Source organism: Sulfurospirillum sp. hDNRA2 (assembly GCF_024206095.2).
In the GTDB taxonomy this organism is placed as follows: Bacteria; Campylobacterota; Campylobacteria; order Campylobacterales; family Sulfurospirillaceae; genus Sulfurospirillum.
This window is the reverse complement of sequence record NZ_CP159800.1, coordinates 1413893-1430521: the sequence shown is the minus strand read 5'-3', so window position 1 is coordinate 1430521 and position 16629 is coordinate 1413893. Positions and strand designations below refer to the sequence as shown.

Below are 16629 nucleotides of genomic sequence, written 5' to 3'. Positions count from 1 at the left end.
GAGAGCGTCTCTTGGGCGTAATCGCAAGAGACGCGTTGATTGTTATTCGATGATCTCGACTATTTCATCGTAAGGAACGCGAAGGTGTGCGGGTTGCGGGTTGATGCGATACCCCAAAGGTAAGACGATGGCAACTTGGTATTTGCTCGTATCAAGCTCTAACGCTTTTTCAAGGTTCTCTTTTTCAAATCCCTCGATCGGGCACGAATCGATACCGAGATACGCCGCCGCGGTCATGATGTTGCCTAGCGCGATGTAGCATTGGCGTGCCGTCCATGCGTAGACCTTGGTATCAGAGCTTAGCGTCTCTTTGAGATGGTTGGCATAAAGGTTGATGTAAAAGTCTTTTTTTTCTTGCGGCATATCGCGTCGTGAGAAACGTTTCATCGGAATACCGCTTTCGACTTTGACGGCGTCAATGGCGGCTAGAATGACGACCAGATGCGAACATGTCGTAATTTGCGGCTGATCCCAGCAAAACGGGCGAAGTTTGGCTTTAAGCGACTCGTTTTTGATGACGAGAAATTTCCAAGGCTCCATTCCGAAAGAAGAGGGCGAATTGTGTGCGGCTTCCATGATAAAGCGCAGATTTTCATCAGAGATTTTTTTGTTTTCGTCAAAAAGTTTGCACGCATGACGAAAGTCCATAGCTTTTGAAAACTCGTTTTGTAGCATAGTGTCTCCTTATAGTGTGGCGCAAAAATTATAGTCATTAAAAACTTTCATTACCCTTACGATACTTTTGGTATGTAATTCATTTAGACAAAGGATGCTAAAAAACGTTTTCGAGCACTTTCGTGCGCAATGATGGGCTTAGGATAGCCTGAAATAGCATGATGCAGTAGATACGCTTCGTTGTGCAAAGACGCAGAAGATACGTCACGCAAGAGCGGAAGATAACGTTTGATATAGCGGGCTTCTTTATCAAATTTCAACGATTGGGCGTAGGGGTTGAAGATGCGAAAATAGGGTTGCGGATCGATCCCCGTTCCCGCGCACCATTGCCATGAAAGAATGTTCGCGCTTGCGTCGTAATCCAAAAGATGTTTGGCGAAAAATGCTTCGCCCTTTTGCCACGGCAACATCAAATGTTTGGTAAAAAACGAGCCGACGATCATACGTGCGCGGTTGTGCATCAAGCCGGTTTCTAGAAGCTCCGTGATCGCCGCATCGACAAGCGGATAGCCCGTTTGAGCCAAGATAAATCGCTCATACGCCTCATCGTCATTGGAAACAGGCGGGGAATATTTGTAATTTTCCCATGCCAGTTTGGGAAAATGGTAAAGCAAGTAAGCGTAAAATTCGCGAAAGATTAACTGCCTGAAAAATGGTTCCGTTGGGTGTCCCTCTTTTTTCAACGCAACCAAATAACGCACGACTTCGCGAATCGAGATCGTGCCGAAACGTAGATGTACGCTTAGGTGCGATGTGGCGTCCGCATCCAAAAAGTCACGTTTCTCTTCGTACGCATCGATCTTACATGTAAAGAGTTCGAGTGCTTTTTGAGGCTCTAAAATGTTGACATGTAAAGACGCAAAGCCAAGACTTTCAAGTTTGACATGTAAAGGTGTTTGAATGCCGTTTTGAATGCTCCAAAGCACGTCGTAGTCGTAGTTTGCAAGGCTTTGATCGGCTTTTACGTATTTTAATGCGTGAAATTGTGTGTAAAATTGCTGACAAGCCCTGTAATAAGGGGTAAAAACAAGGTAAGGTGAGCCGTCTTTTTTGAGCACTTCATTTGGTTCAAAAAGATAGCAGTCGTTAAGTGCGTGAAAGTGAAGCACCGAGGAGATAGCGTTATCGCGCTCTTTGGCGTACGCATCGTAATCGACGGCGGCGTAAACTTCTTCAAATCCGAGCGTTTTGAGGTAGGTAAACACCTCCAAAGGCGTGCCGTAAAACAGGGCTAGATCGAGTCCGATCGCTTTAAGGTCGGCTTTGAGCTTTAGCACCCATTCAAAAATAAACGAAACCCTACGGTCGTTTGCTTCCAGTACGTTTAAAAGGTTCGTATCGAAAATAAACAGCGGTAAAACTTCGCCTTTTGTCGCCAAAAGCATCGAGTCCTCAATGCGCAAATCGCGCCTAAACCAGAGTAATTTTTTCACATGTTAACCTTGAAGATAGTTGGAAAGTATTATATAGTAAAAGAAATCCTAAAATTGTCCCTTTTTTGATGTAAAATTGAAATATTCTGAATTTTCGCAAGGACGGTCTTGTATGCTCAAAGCTTCGCTCAAAATACGAATTCTCTTGGTTTTTATCGTCTCCATCTCGGTGATGGCGTCCATCTTTTTCATTATCGTCGTGCGCGGTACGTACGATCTTGGTGCAACGCAGATGTCTGATCAAGAAGAGCTGATCAAAACGCTGAATAAGCAAGAGGTGAAAAACTATCTCCAAATCGCGCAAGAAGCGGTCAAAGCCTCTTACGACAAAACCAGCGACGCAAAAATCGTCGAAAAAATCAAAGAAGACGCTTTGATGTTCGAAGAACTTTTGACTTTTATTTATCAAGAGAAAAAAGAGAGTATGAGCGAACAAGCACTCAAAGAGCTTTTAATTCACTTGATTCAAAGTTATCGCTACAACAAGGGGGCAGGCTATTTTTTCGCCTACACGCCTGAGGGAGTGAACGTCGCGCACGAAAGTAAAAACCTTATCGGCAAAAATTTGATCGACCGAAAGGACGTCAAAGGAAACTACACGGTCAAGCCGATTATCGAGTCGGCATTACCGGGCGGAAACAACGTGACCAAGTATTTCAATAAAAATCCCCTCAGCGGCGAAATCGAAGAGAAAATCTCGTACAATTTTTACTTTAAACCGCTCAATCTCATCATCGGAACGGGCGAATACATGTCGCTCATCAAAGCTTACCACCAAAATAGAGCCATCGAAACGCTTTCCAACCTCAAATACGGCAACGGCGGCTATTTTTATGCGGTTAAAAAGCTCAAAGACGGTAAATATTCGGTCGTTTTCAACGGCGCAAACCCCAAATTGCGCGATACGGTTTTTGACTTAGGCGATAAGGACGTAGACGGAAAACCGTACCGTCAGTTATTGATTCAAGAGAGTATGGCGCATGAGGAGGAGGGGGCTTACATCTCGTATAAGTACCAAAATCCTACGACCGGCAAAGTCGAGCCGAAAATGGTTTATGCAAAATACTTTAAAGATTGGGAATGGTTTTTAGTTTCCAACATCTACTTACAAGACGTCGAAAATAACGTCGCTACGCAAAAAGAGAAGATCGACTCCAATATAACGCATCTGATCGTGAAATTAATCCTCTCGGGCATCGTGATGGTGTTGATTATTTTCGGCGTGATTTACGTCGTTTTAGGACGCGTGGTCAATCGTCCTTTAGATGCGCTTACCGCCAAAGCCGCGGACTTGGCACGGGGAGAAGGCGATTTGACATGTAAGCTTGACGTAGACGGAAACGACGAGATCGGTAAAGCGGCGACGCAGATCAATCATTTTATCGAAAAAGTCCATCAGACGATGATTGCCGCCAAAGAAGCCAGCAGCGAAAATACCAACCTTTCCAATACGCTCTCAACCATTTCTCAAACGATTACGCAGCGCGTAGAACACTCTACGGAACTTATCGCGGACGCGACTAAGGTTTCGCAAACCCTACGTAGCGAGATCGAAAGTTCGGTCGATGAAGCCAAGCGATCGAAAGAGCAGATCGCCCGTGCAAACGAAAACCTCAAAAGCGCATGCGCTGAGATTATCGCGCTTGGGAATAAAGTCGATGAAAGCGCGCATACCGAAATGGAGTTGGCAACGCGAATGCGACAACTCAGCTCAGACGCCGACCAAGTGAAAAACGTCTTAACGGTCATCTCCGATATTGCCGATCAAACCAATCTTTTAGCACTGAACGCCGCCATCGAAGCCGCACGTGCGGGAGAGCACGGACGAGGCTTTGCGGTCGTTGCCGATGAAGTGCGAAAACTCGCCGAGCGAACGCAAAAAAGCCTTATGGAGATCAATGCAACCATTAACGTCATCGTTCAAGCCATTATCGATTCGGGTGAACAGATGAATCAAAACTCCGAAAAAGTTCAAGAGCTAACGCATACCGCGGAAACCGTCGAAGAGAAGATTAAAGAGACGACGAGCATCATGGAAATGGCGACGAAAATGAGCGATAAAACGGTCAACGACTACGTCAATACCGAAAAAAGTATCGACGTTATCGTCGAAAAGATCGAAAGCATCAACACCATTTCCCATCAAAATGCGCAAGGACTCGAAGAAATCAGCGTTACGAGCAAAGACCTTCGCCAAATGGCGGAAAATCTTAACGCAACGCTTAGCACGTTCAAAACGTGATTATTTCCCCTCTTGAATCACGGAGCGGAGCGCTAAGTCTTTAGGGTAGGGGTTTAAAAACTTCTGCCCTAAGAGGTAATGTACTTCATACTTTTTAGCCAAAAATTCGATGGTATTCATCACAGCTATGAGTGGAACGATCTCGTCTCTGAATGCTTCGATCTGAAGGTGAAGCTCCTGTTTTTCGGCACTGCTCAACTCTTTTTTGAAAAAACCGACAATATGTTGAAGCACGTTGACCGTTTTGCCGATGGAGCCTTTGTGTGCTATCGTCTTTTTAAACAGCGCAAGGTACTCGTGCGTCACAACATGCAGGCTTTTTTTCGCATGGTTGGCAACGATCTTGCCCAAAAGGCGGTAGTTTACTTCGTGCTTGCTTTGCAGTAAAAACTTATACGCCGTATGAAAGTTCACAAGCTCTTGCATGGTTTGAATGTTCTCTTGAAGCACCATCGCATCCTCATACGCAAAAAGTTGCATCACAAAATTCTCTCTCAGCCAAGGGTCGATCAAACGCGCCTCTTCCTCGATGGGAAAATCCACAAAATGTTCTTTACATGTAAACGCAAAAAGCCCATCTTTTTTTCCTTCACTCATCGACTCTGTATAGTATTTCGTACTGCCAAGCCCACAACTTGGCGACTTGGACTTAAGGATAATGCCGCAAATAGGCTCACTTTGAATCTTATGCAGTTCATGCTCCACCGCCTCATTCATTGCCTCTGTGACATCGTTTTTGGAAAAAACGGTGATGACCTTTTTATGCTCATTGTCAAGCACAATACGTATGGTTTCACGCGGCGTTCCAAACGCTAAATGCTCAGGGCAAAACGGAATAAATGAAGCGTATTTTCCAAGCTTGTCGGTAATGAAACGATCTCTTTGACCCGTTTTATCGTAACGAATAGGCTCACCCAGTAAACAGGCGGAAACGGCGATTTTGAGCATGGTCGTCCTTTTGAAAAAGCTATGAGTATTATAGCTAGGAGTTTTGATAAAAGGCTTAGTGGGGATGTGGTAAACTATAGACATACAAGATATACATGTTTGAAAATTTTTTTGAGTAGAAAAGAGAGGGTATAAAATATGATAAATTGGCTTAGAGCAATACCTTATATTTCTCTTGCAATAGTGTCTTTTGGAATTTTTGTACTATCAGAATTTATTCCAGATAGTCAAATTGAAAATATTTTACTTAATGTATTTTCTAATGCTATTTTCTTTTTTATTGTTTATCTGTTCTATGACATTATTAAAGAGGTTATCCTTGTTAAGGAACGAAAATCTTTAGATGATTATATTAAAAATAAAGTATCTAATGATATTTTTGTTGCTTTATACTATTTAAAAAAAATCATACATGGGTATAACTTAGATACAAATACATTAAAAAATATTTTTGCAATCGTTAATTACTCAAAAATAGAAATAAATAATTCTGTAAAAAATCAAAGTTTTATAGGTTTTCAAATATTTAAAAATACTGATGAAGTCCGTTCTTTGTTTGCAGATGCCCTCAATGATAATTTGATTTTAAAATATTCCTCACATATTGAGTCAATTAATATTTTAAGAATAGTTAATAATCTTGCAAAGCTTGAATCCATTTTGAAAAATGAATCAAATTATGATAAATCAGCAGAAAAAGGTATTGAATTTGAAGTTGTAAATGGAAAAGTTTTAAATCCAATCAATGATGATAAATATTTATTGATGAAAAAAACTTCATATGACAATAGATTTGTTGTTTACGATAGTGGCTTTTTTGAGGAAGAAAAAGTTAATTTTTTGCTAAGTCGATACATTCTAAAAGAAAAGTTTTCAGAAGAAGTTTCAAATATTCTTTTTGAGACATTTTCTTTGATGAAACGTTGGATTCCTGAATCTATATATTTGGCAAGAAATGAATCTCGTTTTAGAATTATCAAAGATTTTTTTAGTGCAAATACAAATTCAAAAACAAGCAAGTCCAAAATATTTGTTGCTGATATAGTAGAGGTTAAATAAAAATAAAAATAAAGCTTGCCAATAAAAAAGATTCTTTACATGTAAAGCCAAAAAGACTTTACATGTAAAAGATTATTTCGCTCGTTTATCCACCACGCGTGTGGCTTTTCCCTCGCTTCTTTGCAAAGATTTGGGTGCGACGAGTTTGACTTCGACGTTGATGTAGAGGTTGTTTAAAAGAGCGTGTTGAAGCTCTTTTTTGAGGTTTCCGAGGTAGCTGACATCATCGCTGATGAGATGCTCATCGAGTTCCACATCGATCTCGAGTTTATCGAGGTAGCCTTTTTTATCAGCGATGATTTGGTAGTTGAGTGTGATGCCTTCTTGTTTGGAAAGTACGTGCTCGATTTGCGATGGGAAGACGTTGACGCCGTTGATGAGGAGCATATCATCGCTTCTGCCGACGATGCTTTCAATTCTTCCGATGGTTCTGCCACAACGACACGGAATGCGTGTTAAGGATGTAATGTCGCCCGTTCGGTAGCGAATGATCGGCAAGCCTTGTTTGGTCAGCGTCGTGATGACCAGCTCGCCGCGTGTGCCCTCTGGCAAGACTTCACCCGTTTTAGGGTCGATGATCTCAGGGTAGAAATGGTCTTCATGAATGTGAAGTAAATTGGAGTGTTTGCAGTTACACGCCACGCCCGGCCCTATGATCTCAGAAAGACCGTAAATCTCGTGGTAGTCGATACCCCAGATGTGCGCGATCTCATTTTTAAGCCCCTCACTCGTTGGTTCTGCTCCGAAAAATCCCACTCTGAGTTTGAAATCTTTTTGTATGTCATAACCTTCCGCTTTCGCCACTTCTGCCATATGAAGAGCAAACGAAGGTGTGGCGGTGAGTACCGTTGCACCAAAATCTTTGAGTAACAACAGTTGGCGAGAGGTAAAGCCAGTGGAGCTGGGGATGACGGCGATTTTCATGCGCTCTGCCGCGTTATGAAAACCAAGACCGCCCGTGAAAAGCCCGTATCCATGTGAGTTTTGCATGATGTCTTGACAGGTCACGCCACCCATGGTAAACGCTCTTCCCATCACTTCTGCCCATATGTCCATATCGTGTTCGGTGTAGCCTACGACGGTGGGTTTACCCGTGGTTCCACTTGAGCTGTGAATGCGCACGATTTGATCCATATCGACGGAGAACATGCCAAAAGGGTAGTTGTCGCGCAGGTCGTGTTTTTTGGTGAAAGGAAGCTTGGCGATGTCCTCAAGAGTCTTAATGTCTTGCGGCAAAACGCCATGTTCATCAAACTTTTTTTTGTAAAACGGCACGAGATGATAGACGCGAAGCAAGGTCTCTTTGAGGTGTTTTAACTGCCACGCTTGAAGTTCGTCTTTACACAAACTTTCGTTTTTACTGAATGTCATTGGTCTTTCCAACCTTTACATGTAAAAATGTTTGGCTTGAACAATCTCAATAGTTTGAGCTTGAAGTGCAGCAATCGCGTCGTCAAATCGGTCTTTATCGACACTGAAAATGAAAATGCCCGTGCTCGCTTCGTAAAAACTGTAGGTGTAGAGAATGTTGATGCCCGCACGTGAAAGCGCGCCCACGGCTTGGTCAAAGCTTCCCACAACATCTTCGATCTTCACGCCAAATACATCGGTGAAACGCACACTAAAGCCCTCATCTTCAAGGACGGTTTTGGCTTTCTCAGGATTGTCAACGATGGTGCGTACCAAACCAAAATCGGTTGAATCAGCGAGCAAAATCGACTTGATCGAGATGCCATTTTTGGAAAGCACGTTGGTCAGTACTGAGAGTTCGCCCGCCTTATTTTCTAGAAAAATCGTTAATTGTTTAATGTTGCATTTCATTACAGACTCCTTTTGTCGATGACGCGGACGGCTTTGCCGACACTGCGCTCTATGGTTCGAGGTTCAACGAGTTTGATCTCCGCGTTGATGTAGAGGTTGTTGAGCAGTTCGTGCTGGATCTTCTTTTTCAAGCTTTCCAGTTGCCCGATGCTATCCAGTGGCATATTTTCAGTCACTTCGACCATGATCTCTAGTTTATCAAGGTAGCCTTTTTTATCGGCGATGATTTGGTAGTTGAGCGTAATGCCCTCGATGTTGGAAAGTACGTGTTCGACTTGAGAAGGGAAGACATTGACGCCGTTGACGATAAGCATGTCATCGACACGTCCCATGACACTTTTCATGCGCACATGCGTTCTGCCGCACTTGCATGGGGTTCTATCCAACGAGGTGATGTCGCCCGTGCGGTAGCGAATGATCGGGAAGGCTTGTTTGGTAAGGCTTGTGATGACCAGTTCGCCTTTTTCGCCGTACGGCAAGACTTCTAAGGTTTTAGGGTCGATAATTTCGGGGTAAAAATGGTCTTCAAAGACGTGCAAATCTTTGCTCTCAAAACAGTTGCTCGACACACCCGGTCCGATGATCTCGGAGAGTCCGTAAATCTCACAGTAGTGAATGCCCCACACTTTTGCGACTTCTTCTTTGAGTCCCAGACTGGTCGGTTCAGCTCCAAAGATGCCGCATTTGAGTTTGAAATCTTTCTTTATGTCGTAGCCCTCAGCGACCGCGGCTTCTGCCATGTGAAGCGCAAAGGAGGGCGTAGAGGTCAACACGGTTGCTTCAAAGTCTTTCATCAGCATCAGTTGGCGTGAGGTAAAACCGCCACTGCTTGGCACAACGGTCGCACCGACGGTTTCAGCCCCATAATGAAGCCCCAGACCGCCTGTGAAAAGACCGTAACCGTACGCATTGTGTGAGGTGTCTTCGCTTGTGACGCCCGCCATCGTAAAGACGCGCGCCATCACTTCGTTCCATGTATCAAGATCAGCCTTGGTGTATCCAACAACGGTGGGTTTTCCCGTCGTTCCGCTACTGCTGTGAACGCGCACAACTGCATCTTTTTTGACCGCAAAAAGCCCAAAAGGGTAGTTGTCGCGCAAATCTTGCTTTTTCGTAAACGGCAATTTTGCGATGTCGTCGATGGAGGTAATATCTTCAGGCGTGATGCCCAGTTCTGCAAATTTTCTCTGATAAAACGGCACATTGGCGTAAACACGCGCGACGGTCTCTTTGAGGCGTTCGGTTTGAAGCTCGCTTAGTTTATGACGTGGTAATGTCTCCTCTTTGGACCAGATCATTTCTTTGCCTTTGCATCGTTGATGCCTTGGTGAAGCACCGCGATATTTTTCTCCGCAACTTTCGCATTCATCGCAGTAATCGCCTCTTCGATCTCTTTACATGTAAACGGAAATCGTGTATCAAGTGCTAGCGTAACGCCTAGCATATAGACGTTGAGCGCATCGATGGGAAACGCTTTTGCTTTTGCTTTTTTAAACGCGTCGATGCTGTGGGTCTCAAAGTCGACTTTGGGAAAACTTTTGGGTGCATTGACAACGATGACACCTTTGTCTTTGCTTAGATACTGGATATTGCGTAACGCTTCATTGCCCTCAAGTGCGATCAAAAGGTCGGCTTGTCCTTCATCAATGGCAGGAGCGTAAAAGTCGCCGATTTTGACATAGCATGAAACCGAGCCGCCGCGTTGGCTCATGCCGTGGTTTTCCGTGCCTAAACATTTTTGACCTGCAAGGGCTGAGGCGATGCTAAGCACTTTGACCAAAAAGACCGCACCTTGTCCGCCGATACCTGCGATAACGATTTGATATTTCATGATTAGTTCTCCTCTTTTTTCACAAACGCGTCGGTTGGACAGACCACATCAAGGCACGAGCCGCATCCTGCACACAAGAACGGATCGATAGCCATTTTGCCTGCATCGTTGTAGAACATCGGTGGGCATTTGTAGTTGGTGATGCACGAATCGCATGCAACGCATTTGTCTTCATCGACTTCGACACTCACATTGCCAAGGCGTCCCGCGGCATTGTCTTTATCGAGTACACAAAATTCACGAATAACCGCGACGACTGGTGCGGTAGCGGTTTTGTAGGCTTCTTGAAGCGATTTGACGAAACCGACGGTTTTGTTTAGGTCTTGCTCGTAGACGTACTCGTGACAGGTGATACCACACCCCTCAACGATGCGTTTAATGTCGATTTGATAAGGGTTTGTGCGCTCAGGCGTGGTTTGTCGACCCGTCATTGCGGTGGTGGAGTTGTCTAAAATAATGAGGACAAACTTATGGTTTTGGTACACCGCGTTAATAAGCGGTGCAATACCTGAGTGCATAAAGGTACTATCGCCGATGGTTGCAATAACGCTTTTATCGGGATCAGAGATGCTAAAACCACTCGCCATCGAAACACTCGCACCCATGCATAAGATGGTATCAATCGCCGCTTGATTGAGTCCTAACGTGTAACAGCCGATGTCAGAGGTGTAGATGGACTTTTTCTTTTTAAAGACTTTGGTAATAGCATAATGCACGTCGCGGTGCGGACAGCCGGGGCACATATTGGGTGGGCGTTTGGGAAGTTCTTTTTCGTACTTCTCACTTTGGTACGCATGATTTGGCTCCATGACACCTGCTTTAGCAAACGCAGCGAGCACTTTGTCTTTAGAAAATTCATCGATGAGATGGACGTGTTTGGTCAGTTTCCCGTAGAGTTTTGGTGAGCTTAACTGCTCTTCGATACAGGGGTAACTCTCTTCAAAAACGATCACTTTTTCGTAAGGTGCAAAAAGCGCTTCGAGCTTTTCTTTGGGAAGCGGGTAGGGCATGTCGAGTTTTAAAATATCGGCTTGAATGCCACGCTCTTCCACGGCTTCTTTGACATAACCATCGCCCGTGCCACTGGTAAGACAAAGTACCTTAGCGCCTTTTAAGTGGTGCGTTTTAGGCTCAATGAGATGTTCCCAGTTCCACGTCTTAATCGCTTCCAAACGCTCAATCTGCTCTAAACCTTGGCGAAATCTCCCAGCAGGAGGAACCGCACCCCAACGCGGAATATTGCGCTCAAAATTGCCCTCATTGGCGTTTACGCTTATCGTATCATCGACCTCGCAAATCTCTCTGGCGTGGCTCACGCGCATGACGGGGCGAAGCATCACCACGGATTCAAAGTGGTGCGATAGCTCAGAGCCAAGTTTGACCATATCGTACGCTTCTTGCGGTGTGGCAGGATCAAGCACGGGGATTTTTGCAAACTTGGCAAAGCTTCGACTGTCTTGTTCGGTTTGGGAGGAGTAAAAGCCGGGGTCATCACAGGAGACCAAGAGCATCGCACCTTTAAGTCCGATGTACGAAGCGCTCATCAGTGCGTCACTGGCGACATTGAGTCCGACTTGCTTCATCGTCGCACAGGTGCGTTTACCCGAAATGGCACCTGCGTAGGCGACTTCAAAGCCCACTTTTTCATTGGTCGCCCATTGTGCGTAGGCATTCAGTTTGTTCTTGTCGCGAAACTTTTGAAAGTTTCCCAAAATCTCGCTTGAGGGTGTTCCAGGATACCCTGAAATCATATCGACACCCGCATGAATGAGCCCTAAGGCAATCGCTTCATTTCCCATCAAAATCTGTTTCATCGTCGCGGCGCTCCAGTACAAAGTGTATAATGGTTTAAAGCCTATTGAAAGTAAGATTATAAGTTACTTATCTAAGCCATCTTCGCAAAATCCTTACATGTAAAGTGGGCAATTTTGAAACTTCACCTATTTTTTAGAATCCATTAATTGTTCGGCTAAAGGTTCATTAAAGCATTTTATATTACTTTAAGGAACATTAAAAGGTGGGAGCTGTGAATGGGAACATTTGATCTAGGGGTTGGAGCGGCATTTTGGCTGATGAACGCAAGTGCACTTTTGTGCGTGATTTACGGTGTCATCAACTGGAATAAAGACAAAGAAGAGAAGGTGCTAAGCACCAAGTCTTGGGAAAAAGACGAAGCAAAAATGACGAAGGATTTGGGATGAATCTGATCGAAAATATCGTCATCATCGTTTATCTTGCTGTATTAGCCTATTTGGGCTATGTCGGATACAAACAGACCAAAAGTTCCGCAGATTACTTGATCGCAGGAGGCAATACCCATCCGTTTGTCATGGCGCTGAGTTATGGAGCGACGTTTATCTCTACTGCGGCGATCGTAGGATTTGGTGGCGTGGCGGCGTGGCTTGGTAATTCGCTGTTGTGGTTGACCTTTTGTAACATCTTCATCGGCGTCTTCATCGCGTTTGTTTTTCTGGGCAATCCAACGCGAAAAATGGGTATTCGCCTCAACGCACACACCTTTCCTGAACTCTTAGGCCGACGTTTTCATTCGAAATTTATTCAGGTATTCGGCGGCGTTTTGATCACAATTTTTATGCCTCTCTACACTTCAGCAGTTTTAATTGGCGGAACAGAATTTTTGGTCGCGTATTTCCATGTTGATTATCACATCGCACTTTTGGTAATGTCCGTGATCGTCACGGGGTATGTTTTAGCGGGCGGTCTGAAAGGCGTTATGTTAACCGACGCGCTTCAAGGGGTCATTATGTTTGTCGCGATGATCATCTTGATGGTGATGGTGTTTGATGCCGTTGGCGGTATGGATGCGGGTCTTTCAAAACTCGATATGGTGTGGGATAAAACTGTTGCACCGCTTTTACATGTAAACATCAAAGAACTCGCCGCGGGAAGTCCTGATTTTTTGATGAAACTCTCGATGAACTGGGGATTTCAAGGTTGGAACAAGATGCCCGTTTTCCTCTCTGAGGGATGGCTTTTTATCATCACAACTATCGCGATGGGCGTGGGCGTGGGTGTTTTGGCACAACCACAGTTGGTGGTGCGTTTTATGACCGTGAAAAGCAAAAATGAACTAAACCGTGCCGTTTTGATCGGTGGTATTTTTATTATCGCCATGACGGGCATTATCTATCTGGTGGGTTCGGTGACGAACGTCTGGTATTATGAATTTAACGAGGGCAAAAACGCGCTTCAAAGCACAGGCGGTATCGGAAAGGTGATTCCACATTTTATCAATGCCGCGATGCCTAAATGGTTTGCGTTTATCTTTTTATTTGCCCTAATTTCAGCGGCGATGAGTACGCTTTCGAGTCAATTTCATGCGATGGGAACGGCGATTGGTCGCGATGTTTTTGAACAACTTGCAGGCAAGAACAATCCCAATTCTCTGCTCATTACGCGTGTAGGAATCATCGTCATGATCGTGATCTCGGTCTCTTTAGCCTATGTGTTTGACAAACAACCTGCTATCATCGCACGCAGTACGGCGATCTTTTTTGCATTGTGTGCGAGCATCTTTTTACCGACCTATTTTGGTGGACTTTTTTGGAAACGCATGACCAAAAAAGGAGCCATCGCTTCGATGATCGTAGGAACGGTGGTAACGACGTTTTGGTTGTTGTTTGTGCACTTTCAAGAAGCCAAACAGCTAGGTGTTGCAAAAATGCTTTTTGGGGTGGATTCGCTCTTAAGCGGCAAAATCATCTTTGTTGATGCAATGATGATCGCTCTGCCACTTTCGGCACTGACCGCGGTGATTGTCTCTTTGATGACAAAGCCTGAGAGTGCAGCGTTGATTAAAAAGTGTTTTGAAGACTAAGTTGAGAAGGAGGGTAGTTTTACCCTCTGTACTCTTTTTCGTAGGATGATAATATTTCCGAAGAGGCAATGAAATCGCGTGTTTTTTTAAGTTTTTGCATCGCCTCTTGTATACCACGACGTTCATCTTGCATATACGTTAAGGCTTCTTGAATCAACGCTTGTGCACACTGCATTTCTTCTCGAGTAGTAAATTGCGGCATTCGTGCGAGCAATCGTTCTATCTCGTGATCGTTTTTTGAAACCAAGGCTACCGTAAAATCGTTATTCCATGACATTTTCGGTTTCGTCTTTCCACGCATCTAAAAGGCCGCGTGCTACGTTCATGACTTGATCTAATTTTTCGGTATCGTTGTTTAAATTGGCTTCCGAAAGCAATTTTAACTGATACGTATAAAGACCTTGCAGGTAGTATGCAACTCGACCGTTATCGTAATTAAGTGAATGAATTAACTCTGCGAAGATAGCGGAAGTGCGGTTAATCCAATAGGTTCGTTTTTCGATATTTCCGTCTTCTATGGCTCTTTTTGCTTGAGAAGCAAAGCGTAAAATACCTTCGTATAGCATTTTTATCAACTTTTCAGGTGATTCTATCGAGATGTTATTTTGTGAGTAAGTTGAGTATGCTAGATTGGAGTACATTCTATTTTCCTTAAATAAATTAATTTTGTGACGTGTAAGATTGTTTGATCATTAGCGATAAAGAGTCAAAACTTGTTTGAAGTTGATTGATAATCCTATCGTACTCGGCAAAACGTTTTGCCATCAAGTCGTATTTTTTATCCAAATTTGTGACGGTTTTTTCACGTTCCGTAGTTAGCGATTTTTTCTCCGTCGTTAAACTTGTTTTATAAAGCGACAAAATACCGTCTTTACTATTGGTATAAGAGTTTAAGAGCGTATTAAACGAGGTAAAAACACCTTCCTTGGTTTCGCTTTGCGCATAAGCCGTCGTCGGTTGTAATCCTAAAGATGCCAGCTTAGTTTTATCGCCCGTAATTTCGATGTCCAAACCTTGAATCGTGCTTTTGAGGTAGATATTATTATTGCTACCCAATGTCGCTTCGATTCCCGAAATGCCTGCTTTATTAATCGCCGTTTGTAAGGCCGTAAGATTTTCGGCCGCCGTGGCACCTGCGGATGTGGAAAACGTGATGGAAGTTCCGTTGATTTTAAATTCTTCCGTAGCGATATTCAGAGCATCGGAAGCAACGGGAGTTCCGATGTATTGCGTCGTTTTGTACGTGGTTGAACCTCTAAAATACTCTTGAAGTTCGGCAGGGTCTTCTTTCATTTTTTTGTCAAATACCGATGAGTCAAATTCAAGCTGTCCGTCAGTATTTAATTCGAGGCCGTAGTCTGCCAAGCTTCTACCTTCGGAATCGACGCTTAAGACTTGTTTGCGTACTTCTCTGCTTAATGCCGTAATTTGGCTGACGCCTTGGAATGTTCCGGCGGTTTTCGTATCGATATCGTATTTTGTCAGTTCCGTGAGTTGCGACATTAAACTATTATACGAAGAGACGAGGGATTCAACGGTTTTTTTTAGTTCGCTGGAATCTTGCGTAATCGATACGGTTGTATTTTTGCCCGTTTCTTGCGTCTCGTTTAACGTAACGCTAACGCCTTTAATCAGATCGTCAAACGTGTTGGTTGCACGTGAAATTGCCACTCCGTTATACGTGAAAGAAGCATCCGTCGCTTCTTGTAAATGGTTGGCTGCCGTGCTAAAGCCTAAGTCAGCATTGGTCGTACCCGTTGAGGAAAGTGTTATGGCATTATCTTTTCCCGTCGTATCCGACTTAATAACTAAACGATACGGTTCTGTGCCTCCGACATTCAAAATAGAAGCCGTTACCTTGTCTCCTGCTTTATCGTTAATCATATCTTTAAGCTCGGATAAAGTTGTCGTCGAGGTTACGTTAAAATCGTAACTTTTACCGTTAATTTTGAGCGTTAACGTATCGTCGGCCGAAGCAAACGTAGCGGTTTGAGACGTGTATGTCTTGGACTGATAAACGTCTTGCTTGGCTAGGGTCGTGACATGTAACGAAAAATCTTGAACGTCCGTACCTGATTGCGCCGTAATCGAAACGGCACTGTTCGAAACGGTCGTAGTTCTTTTAAGGTACGTCATTTCACTGGCAAGCGAGTTGGTAGATGTTTTTAACGTCGTTACCAAAGAGGTTAAGGACGTTAAGTCATTTTGTTTGGTCGTATTGGTCGTGATTTTTTTATCAATAGGATCCAATTGCGCTTTTTCATCGACGGTACGTAATTTATCAATCGTATCGTAACTAAGAGCACCGTCGCTTCCGAGCCCGAGTGAGCTTAAGCTTGAAGTTGCCATCTTCTATCCTTTTTTATCAAAAATCATTCCTACGATTTCTTTCATTTTTGCCGACAGATTCATGGCTTCTTCCGTCGGAAATTTACGAATAAGTTTACCCGTACTTTTTTCCATGACATTGACGTACATAATGTCGATTTTATCGTTAAAACCGAATTTAAGGTTGGTGTCAAGCATGTCCATTTGCTCGTTCAACTCTTTGACCGTTTTTTCAAGGGAGGCTTTGACGTCTTTCGTTTGATCTTTTTGATTGTCTGGATTGGCGTCGGTTGTTTCACTGTAGTGTTCTACTTGCTTGGTCGGCATAACATTTGCCGATTTGGGCGTAGTAGTAGCTTCAACATGTTTGCTGGTCGCGCTAAAAATATCCATGATAGCTCTCCTTACTCCGTAAGTTGTTTATTTCCTATTGACCTAAATCGACACATCTTTT

The 16629-nt window shown here is 43.9% G+C and carries 16 protein-coding genes; 4 read left to right on the top strand and 12 right to left on the bottom strand.

All coding sequences use genetic code 11. The features are described from left to right. Positions 1-42 precede the first annotated feature (42 nt). Complete coding sequence (locus NL930_RS07215) at positions 43-675, bottom strand: NAD(P)H-dependent oxidoreductase (protein ID WP_254376160.1); 633 nt, start codon at positions 673-675, stop codon at positions 43-45. 83 nt (positions 676-758) lie between these two features. Then, complete coding sequence (locus tag NL930_RS07210) at positions 759-2108, bottom strand: deoxyribodipyrimidine photo-lyase (RefSeq protein WP_254376159.1); 1350 nt, start codon at positions 2106-2108, stop codon at positions 759-761. A gap of 112 nt (positions 2109-2220) precedes the next feature. Here NL930_RS07210 and NL930_RS07205 point away from each other — a divergent pair, with 112 nt between their 5' ends. Continuing rightward, a complete protein-coding gene (locus NL930_RS07205; RefSeq protein ID WP_254376158.1) occupies positions 2221-4350 on the top strand; it encodes a methyl-accepting chemotaxis protein in 2130 nt (709 codons plus the stop codon). On the opposite strand, the gene NL930_RS07200 is transcribed toward NL930_RS07205, so the two are convergent. Beyond that, positions 4351-5298 (bottom strand): DUF523 and DUF1722 domain-containing protein, encoded by a 948-nt coding sequence (locus NL930_RS07200; protein ID WP_254376157.1) that lies wholly within the window; start codon positions 5296-5298, stop codon positions 4351-4353. A gap of 138 nt (positions 5299-5436) precedes the next feature. On the opposite strand from NL930_RS07200, the gene NL930_RS07195 reads away from it, so the two are divergent. After that, on the top strand, positions 5437-6357 hold the full coding sequence (locus tag NL930_RS07195; protein WP_254376156.1) for a hypothetical protein: 921 nt from the start codon (positions 5437-5439) through the stop codon (positions 6355-6357). Positions 6358-6429: 72 nt separating this feature from the next. On the opposite strand, the gene NL930_RS07190 is transcribed toward NL930_RS07195, so the two are convergent. Genes NL930_RS07190 through NL930_RS07170 form a run of 5 tightly spaced genes read right to left on the bottom strand, consistent with a single transcriptional unit; the run spans position 6430 to position 11823 of the window. Beyond that, the gene (locus NL930_RS07190) at positions 6430-7728 is read right to left on the bottom strand and encodes a phenylacetate--CoA ligase family protein (protein WP_254376155.1); all 1299 of its coding nucleotides are present in this window, start codon (positions 7726-7728) and stop codon (positions 6430-6432) included. 15 nt (positions 7729-7743) lie between these two features. Further along, positions 7744-8178, bottom strand: coding sequence for an amino acid-binding protein (locus NL930_RS07185; protein ID WP_254376154.1), 435 nt, complete (start codon positions 8176-8178; stop codon positions 7744-7746). Then, on the bottom strand, positions 8178-9476 hold the full coding sequence (locus NL930_RS07180; RefSeq protein ID WP_254376153.1) for a phenylacetate--CoA ligase family protein: 1299 nt from the start codon (positions 9474-9476) through the stop codon (positions 8178-8180). Before NL930_RS07180 ends, NL930_RS07185 begins: the two co-directional genes overlap by 1 nt. Continuing rightward, positions 9473-10009, bottom strand: a complete 537-nt coding sequence (locus NL930_RS07175) for a 2-oxoacid:acceptor oxidoreductase family protein (protein WP_254376152.1) — start codon at positions 10007-10009, stop codon at positions 9473-9475. The genes NL930_RS07180 and NL930_RS07175 overlap by 4 nt, the downstream gene beginning before the upstream one ends. Positions 10010-10011: 2 nt before the next feature. Next, on the bottom strand, positions 10012-11823 hold the full coding sequence (locus tag NL930_RS07170; protein ID WP_254376151.1) for a thiamine pyrophosphate-dependent enzyme: 1812 nt from the start codon (positions 11821-11823) through the stop codon (positions 10012-10014). Positions 11824-12039: 216 nt separating this feature from the next. On the opposite strand from NL930_RS07170, the gene NL930_RS07165 reads away from it, so the two are divergent. Together NL930_RS07165 and NL930_RS07160 are read left to right on the top strand one after the other, a co-directional pair. Further along, complete coding sequence (locus NL930_RS07165) at positions 12040-12210, top strand: symporter small accessory protein (RefSeq protein WP_254376150.1); 171 nt, start codon at positions 12040-12042, stop codon at positions 12208-12210. Beyond that, entirely contained in the window at positions 12207-13847 is a 1641-nt protein-coding gene (locus tag NL930_RS07160) for a sodium:solute symporter (protein WP_254376149.1), read from the top strand. The genes NL930_RS07165 and NL930_RS07160 overlap by 4 nt, the downstream gene beginning before the upstream one ends. A 19-nt stretch (positions 13848-13866) precedes the next feature. On the opposite strand, the gene NL930_RS07155 is transcribed toward NL930_RS07160, so the two are convergent. The 4 genes from NL930_RS07155 to NL930_RS07140 are packed head-to-tail and all read right to left on the bottom strand — an operon-like array spanning position 13867 to position 16568. Beyond that, on the bottom strand, positions 13867-14124 hold the full coding sequence (locus NL930_RS07155) for a hypothetical protein (RefSeq protein ID WP_039674385.1): 258 nt from the start codon (positions 14122-14124) through the stop codon (positions 13867-13869). Then, positions 14111-14488 (bottom strand): flagellar export chaperone FliS, encoded by a 378-nt coding sequence (fliS, locus tag NL930_RS07150; RefSeq protein WP_254376148.1) that lies wholly within the window; start codon positions 14486-14488, stop codon positions 14111-14113. Before fliS ends, NL930_RS07155 begins: the two co-directional genes overlap by 14 nt. A 19-nt stretch (positions 14489-14507) precedes the next feature. Beyond that, entirely contained in the window at positions 14508-16196 is a 1689-nt protein-coding gene (gene fliD, locus NL930_RS07145) for a flagellar filament capping protein FliD (RefSeq protein ID WP_254376147.1), read from the bottom strand. A 3-nt stretch (positions 16197-16199) separates the two neighbouring features. Then, complete coding sequence (locus NL930_RS07140) at positions 16200-16568, bottom strand: FlaG family protein (protein WP_039674391.1); 369 nt, start codon at positions 16566-16568, stop codon at positions 16200-16202. Positions 16569-16629: the final 61 nt, after the last annotated feature.